This window comes from Streptomyces sp. SDr-06 (assembly GCF_003324565.1).
Taxonomy (GTDB): domain Bacteria; phylum Actinomycetota; class Actinomycetes; order Streptomycetales; family Streptomycetaceae; genus Streptomyces.
Window position 1 is genome coordinate 1 of record NZ_QOLA01000053.1, and the last position, 5,719, is coordinate 5,719.

Here is a 5,719-nt window from a genome sequence, read left to right on the forward strand (position 1 = left end):
GTCAGGTACTCACGAAACCCACGCCGCTGGGCGAGGTTGAGGAACAGATCATCGAAACAGGCCGCGTACTCCTCCAACGGTCCCGGCGCAGGCAGACACATCCGTCGCTCAGTCATCACGCCCCCACTCGGCGAGGCTGCCGACTTCCCCCTCCCTCCGCCTTACGACCGCCCTGACTGCGCGCCAGCCCCGCTACCGCCGGGTTTAACGAACTACCGGTAGCGGGCCTCGCGGAAGAGGGGGGTTTCGGGGTTGAGGACGGTGCGGACGACCCAGTCGTCGAAGTCATCCGGGCCCTTTGGCGTGTCGCCGCGTGCGAATTCGCGCCGATAGGCCGGGGTGCCGCCCACGATCGCGTTCACCTTCATGGCCAAGTGGGGGTCGGTGATGCCCCAGAACTCGGTGGCGAGGCGGTGGTCCAGGGGGCGGACGACCAGCTCCAGCCCAGCCCGCCCGCGCAGTGGGGCGTTACCTGACAGCAGCCTGCCCATGAAGGGCAGCGCCGAGCCGCACAGTAGCAGCCGGGTACGGGAGCCGGTGCGCTGGTCACGCAGGGGCCGCAACGCCTCCTGGATGATCGAGGGCAGCTCGGGGTTGGCCTTGGCGAGGTACGGAAACTCGTCGATCACCACGGGGACGGGTCGATCGGCGCTTAGCGCGAGCAGTGCGTCGACGACCTCTGCCGAGTCGGCGAAGTGGAAAGGGCTGGCAGGGCCGACGTGGGCGGTCAGCGCCGAGCTGATCCGCCGTAGCGACTCAGCATCGGCGGCCTCGGTCGCACCGAACTAGAACCCTCCGGCGGCTCGGCAGGCGGCATCCAGGAGGAACGTCTTGCCCTGGCGGCGGCGCCCGGAGACGACGCCCAGAGTCGCGCCGGGCTGCGGATCAGTGATGAACCGGCTCAGTGCCGACCACTCGCAATCCCCGTCGAACATCTCGGCAGGCTTGTCCACGAGTCCTCCGGAAATAGAAGTACGCCTACATAAAACATGCTCTTAGTTCTGGGGCCCTCGCAGTGTGCACCCGTCGGCCCCGACGTTCGCCGCCCCCCAAGGGTGCTCTGGCGCATTGCGAGAAATGTCGTGAATATCGCAAGTAAATTAGACCGAAATTGAGACCAGGGCATGCCGAAGACCCCGGCCGCTGGAGCGGTCCGGGGTCTTCGTTTCGCCTGTTCAGGCGGCTGCGGAGGATACGAGATTCGTGAAGGGGTTGCCCTCGACACGCTTTCCAAGCCTTCGCCCGACCGTTCTGGAGCCGACGGGGACGTTCTGACCTGCGGTGCAGTCGGGGGCGGCGGGGTTTCTGAACGGTGCCGTACGGCGGTGAATGCAACCAGAACTGCAACCGAGCGCGATTTACTTGCCTGGCTCGGGCCCGTACCACTGGAGAGCTTGCCCGGTGATGGCCGCGATGCAGTCAAAGTCCCGATCACTATGCAACAGGGTCAGCCCTTGTAGTTCTGCCGTGGCAGCCACCAACAAGTCGACGGCCCCTGCACTGCGATGCTGCCCTCGCTTGGTCAGGGCCTCCTGCACCTGCCAAGCGCGGCTGTATGCGCGATCGTCGACCGGCACCCAGCCAAAGATCATCCGCATGTCATCGATGCCCTGGGCCCGGGCTTCGGCAGATCGGGCACTGAAGAAGAACTCCAGCTCAGTGATGGGGCACGTGGCGATGAGCCCGGCTGCGGCAGCTTGGTCCCATCCGTACTGCTCCGCGTCACTGCGCATGAACCGGGCGAGTGCGCTGGTGTCGATCAGGAACTGGGCCGCGTTCACCGGCGGTAGTTCCCCTTGCTCTCGAAGAGATCGAGGTCGAAGGCACCCTCGCCGGCTGCTGCGCGCAGGCGGGTAAGGGCCAGCGCGCGACGCCGGTTCTCCAGCACCTCACGGAGAGCGGTGTTGACGGTCTCCTTCTTGGTGCTGGTGCCGAGAGCTTGAGCAACGTCGGCAAGTAGGTCGTCGTCCAGATCGATCACGGTGCGGCTCATCACGACCTCCTTGTATATCGTCTATGAGGCTCAGTATATCTATGTTGATGCATCGAGGCTCGGTCACATGAGTCGCTTGCGGGTGCGGGCAGCCTCAGCCCGCACCTGGTCGATGAACCTGTTGCGTTCGCCGTCGTGCCACTCCTCCCACGTGGCTTGATCCCACTCGTCATCCGGATAGTCCGGGGATTCGGCGTACTCCTCGAAGAGCAGCCAGCAGGCTCGTATTCCGGCCAGCAGGTCTTCCAGGAGGTCGGGAGCAGGGCGCTGGGGGTCGAGCGGTGTAAGCCGGATTCGCCATAGTTCCTCTGCCAGCACGTCGTCCGTGCTGGCATGCCGTTCGACGAGATCCTCCACCTGGTCGATCTGATCCAGCAGGCCGGACCGGTCGGGGATCAGCCCCTCGGCCACGGCCAACGCATCCCGAACGAGAGTGACAACGACTTCGTGAGGGGACGAACCCTCGTCGATGAGTTCGAGCACGCGGGTGGGCGTCTCGTGCGGGAGGGCTTCGATGTTGTCGGCTTCCACCACGATGTCCGTCGGATGGAATCCGGACGCCTCCGCCGTGACGTCCGCGGCGGCCTGAAGCCAGTGTGCGGCGGCGACGGCGGCAGCAGTCGGATCCACATCGGTCTGCAACGATGTCGAGCCGAATGGGGCGGCGTGCAGAAGAGCGTCGGCGGCGGCCAGTTGTACCGGTGAGACGTCCTCACGGGTGAGCAGTACCGCTTGGCGTGCCCGACCGTCCAGATTGCCGAGTTCAGCCTGCTCCACCGAGGCGAGTTCGGTCTCTGCCTCGGCGAGGACGGACGCGGTGAGCCGGGCGTCGGCGATGGAGTGGAGCGTGCGTCCGATGCGGTGGCCTGACTCGGTGATCGGGCTGTGGCTGACGAGTAGGTGGCCGTCTTGCGGCAGATTCGGGTGCGTTACGCCCTTGAGCGCTTCGAGGAAGGAGGAGCGCTCCTGTCTACGGCGCCAGCCTTCGCTGTTGACTTGCTGGGCGGAACTGGCACTGGCGGGGCGGATGTAGGTACGCCAGGCCGCCTGGGAGAGGTGTTCGAGGCCTCGCGCGAGATCGAGGATCTCGTCGCCCGTAATGGTCTCGGGCGCGGTGGCGACGATGACGGACGTCCTGCCCCTCGTAGTTGCCCAAGTCGCCATCAGGGCGTGTGACTCGACGGCGTAGGAATAGTGCGTCACTGGGAAACTCCTGTCGTGTACGTCGACGGGCCAGGCTCTTCAGAACAGTCCTACATAGGTGTTGTGCATCGGTGCAGTGCCTTTCCGAACGGTGTACGTTCCGCTTCCCGGAGGCGTCTCATCCGATTGGGCTTTGAGGACCTCGACGTTCAAAGCGGCAGGCCAGAGCGTGCCGTACTCCGACCAGCGAATGCCGTCCAGCACAACGCCGAGCAGGTCGGCGGCGCGTAGGTCCGAGGCCGTGAAGTCGTCCAGGAACACACCGATCGACTCCTCGTCGAGGACGGGCAGGTCCCGGCCGAGGACCGTGCTGACTGCGCCCCGGACTTCCTCGGCGCAGAGCCGGAGGAGGCGCCGGCCGCGGGCGCAGTTGCGGGTAGCTGCTCTGGACAGGGCGTCGGCCAGCTCTCTGATTTCAGCGGGGTCGGTGGAACGGGGATCGCGTTGGAGAAGACCCTCCGCTGCCGTTCGGGCGGTGTCCAGATTGCCGGTGAGACCGACGGCAAGGCTGCGTGCCAGATCGCGCACCGCGAGGGAAGCGTCGGAGTGGGCGAGGTCACCGGCGATCCCGATGGCATGTTCGTGGGCGGACCGGAGCTCGCTGCACACAGCAAACGCGAGGCGCGGTTCCAGGTTTGCCTTCAGCGTGCGTGTGGAGTCCTTGACCTGCGTCAGGCTCGAAAGAAAGCGGTGTGCCCTCTCGAAGGTCAGTGCCGCAGTCGCGACATCGGGACTGACGCGCAGAGTGATGCGAATCTCAGGGCTGACCATCCGCTGGCACTGCTCTGCCGCGGTTGCCGCCTTCCTGCCGCGCTTTTTGTTCTTCTCGGGCCTCTGTCGTTGCTGAGATACATCGGCACCGACGATGTCACCCAGGCCTGCTTCCACGTCGAGGATCGCACCGAGGTCATCGACAAGATCGTCGTGTCGAGAGTGCAACAGGATGTCGCGCAGCCCGGCCTCGACATCAAGCGTGCTCCGGAGGGCTGCCGACAGCTTGTGTGTGTGCCCACCGAGCAGGCGGTCCACAGCACCGTCGAGCTCCTCGTCATTCGGGCTGACGCGGTCCTTGGCCACTAGTCCTCCCCTCCGCTGACCAAGGCCGCTGCCGTGCGGCGTGCCTTCTTGAGGCTGGCGCGGACTGCCTCGGGCGCGATGTGGAGCTCCTCGGCAATCTCGGCGGGGCTGTAGCCGCTCAGGGTCCAGGCCAGAACCTGACGCTGGCGTGGTGGGAGTCCCCTGAGAACCCGAAGGATCTCCTGGTGCTCCTCCCACTCAGCGAGAGCTTCAGGATGAGGCAGCAGGGCCGTCGGTTCCGGAACCTGATCGAAGGCGTCCTCACGAACGTCGGCGATGCGTCGTGCGAGCGCCCGCGAGGCCACTGTGTGGAGCCATGCCGACGGCTGCTTGATCTCTTCCCAGCGCCTGTAAGCCGTAGTCATCGCGTCCTGCGCGATGTCGGCAGCTACCGGCAGAGAGGCCCCCTGGTGGATCAGGAAACCGACGAGCTTGTCGATCGTGCTGCGGTAGAAGGCTGAGAACTCCCGGTCCACCGAGCGGCGGGTACGACGGGCTTCCTCAAGGTGTGCCTTGCCGGCTGGCCGACCATCGGTAGTTGGGGGGCCAGCCTCCTCGGTCGGGTCATGACGGTTCACGCGACGCCGTTCGATTGTTCGGCAGGGGAGGCGGACAACCTGAGGCTCAGGCCGTTTCCGTCAATGCGATGTTCCCCAAGGCCGAGGCGGCCGGACCCCGCCAGGAGCTGGGCTATCGCAGTGGCATGCCCATACCGGGCCTTGTCACGTCGCTCGTCCCCTCGCAGACGCATCCAGAGTCTGCATAAGGCACACAGTTCTGTGACGGCGACTGACACGATCACGACGGTCGCCGTAGGCGCGTCCACAAGCATCTCCCTCTGGGTTAGGCGGACCTCCTGTGGCCCGTCATAAGTAGGAGGCTGAGGGAACTCCGGGCGTGAACCGCGGATCCGTACTTTCTGAGATTCAGGTGAGAAGTGTGCGGCCTCGATGTACGGAGAGGCCACGGGGGCGATTTCCTCGGCCAGGACGGAGAAGTCGGTGATGGAACGCCTCACCAGGGACCAGGCTGCTTCGACCACCGCACTGCGGATAGCAGCCGCTCTCTCTGTGACAGCGAGTGCGGCAGCGCTGCGCAGGCTGCGCTCGGCCAGCCGTACGTAGAAGTGCGTGGATCGTCGGCTAGTGAGCGCAGCGGATATGGAGCTCTCCCCGTATTGGACTGTCCTGCTGAAGGGCGTGTCCGCGAGCAGCGTGCTGGGCAAGACGGGGGAGGCGGGTCACGTCCGCGGGAGTGGTGTATCGACGGTCACTCGGTGATCTCGTTTTGAGGCTATGCGGTGAGTTCGGTGGGTGGGGCGGTGTCGTGGGTTTCTGACTCGATCGGGTGGAGGCGGGCCTTGGCGAGGAGGTCGAGTCCCATGTAGCGGCGGGCCTCGGTCCATTCGTCGTTCTGCTCGGCCAGGACGGCGCCGACCAGGCGGAT

General features: G+C 65.5%; 5 protein-coding genes and 2 pseudogenes. All 7 read right to left on the reverse strand.

Translation table 11 applies throughout. From position 1 onward, the window contains the following. Nucleotides 1-218: 218 nt before the first annotated feature. Nucleotides 219-953 (reverse strand): annotated as a pseudogene (locus tag DT019_RS38815) (AAA family ATPase); the annotation flags it as partial. Nucleotides 954-1,358: 405 nt separating this feature from the next. Continuing rightward, nucleotides 1,359-1,781 (reverse strand): PIN domain nuclease, encoded by a 423-nt coding sequence (locus DT019_RS38820; RefSeq protein WP_114041709.1) that lies wholly within the window; start codon nucleotides 1,779-1,781, stop codon nucleotides 1,359-1,361. Continuing rightward, a complete protein-coding gene (locus tag DT019_RS38825) occupies nucleotides 1,778-1,993 on the reverse strand; it encodes a type II toxin-antitoxin system VapB family antitoxin (RefSeq protein ID WP_114041710.1) in 216 nt (71 codons plus the stop codon). Before DT019_RS38825 ends, DT019_RS38820 begins: the two co-directional genes overlap by 4 nt. A 63-nt stretch (nucleotides 1,994-2,056) precedes the next feature. Beyond that, nucleotides 2,057-3,196 (reverse strand): hypothetical protein, encoded by a 1,140-nt coding sequence (locus tag DT019_RS38830; protein ID WP_114041711.1) that lies wholly within the window; start codon nucleotides 3,194-3,196, stop codon nucleotides 2,057-2,059. 39 nt (nucleotides 3,197-3,235) lie between these two features. Then, on the reverse strand, nucleotides 3,236-4,273 hold the full coding sequence (locus DT019_RS38835; protein WP_114041712.1) for a hypothetical protein: 1,038 nt from the start codon (nucleotides 4,271-4,273) through the stop codon (nucleotides 3,236-3,238). Then, nucleotides 4,273-4,749 carry a sigma-70 family RNA polymerase sigma factor gene (locus DT019_RS38840; protein ID WP_223279991.1) on the reverse strand — a complete coding sequence of 159 codons (477 nt, stop codon included), beginning with the start codon at nucleotides 4,747-4,749 and terminating at the stop codon, nucleotides 4,273-4,275. Before DT019_RS38840 ends, DT019_RS38835 begins: the two co-directional genes overlap by 1 nt. A gap of 817 nt (nucleotides 4,750-5,566) precedes the next feature. Further along, nucleotides 5,567-5,719, reverse strand: a pseudogene (locus DT019_RS38845) (IS256 family transposase); the annotation flags it as partial.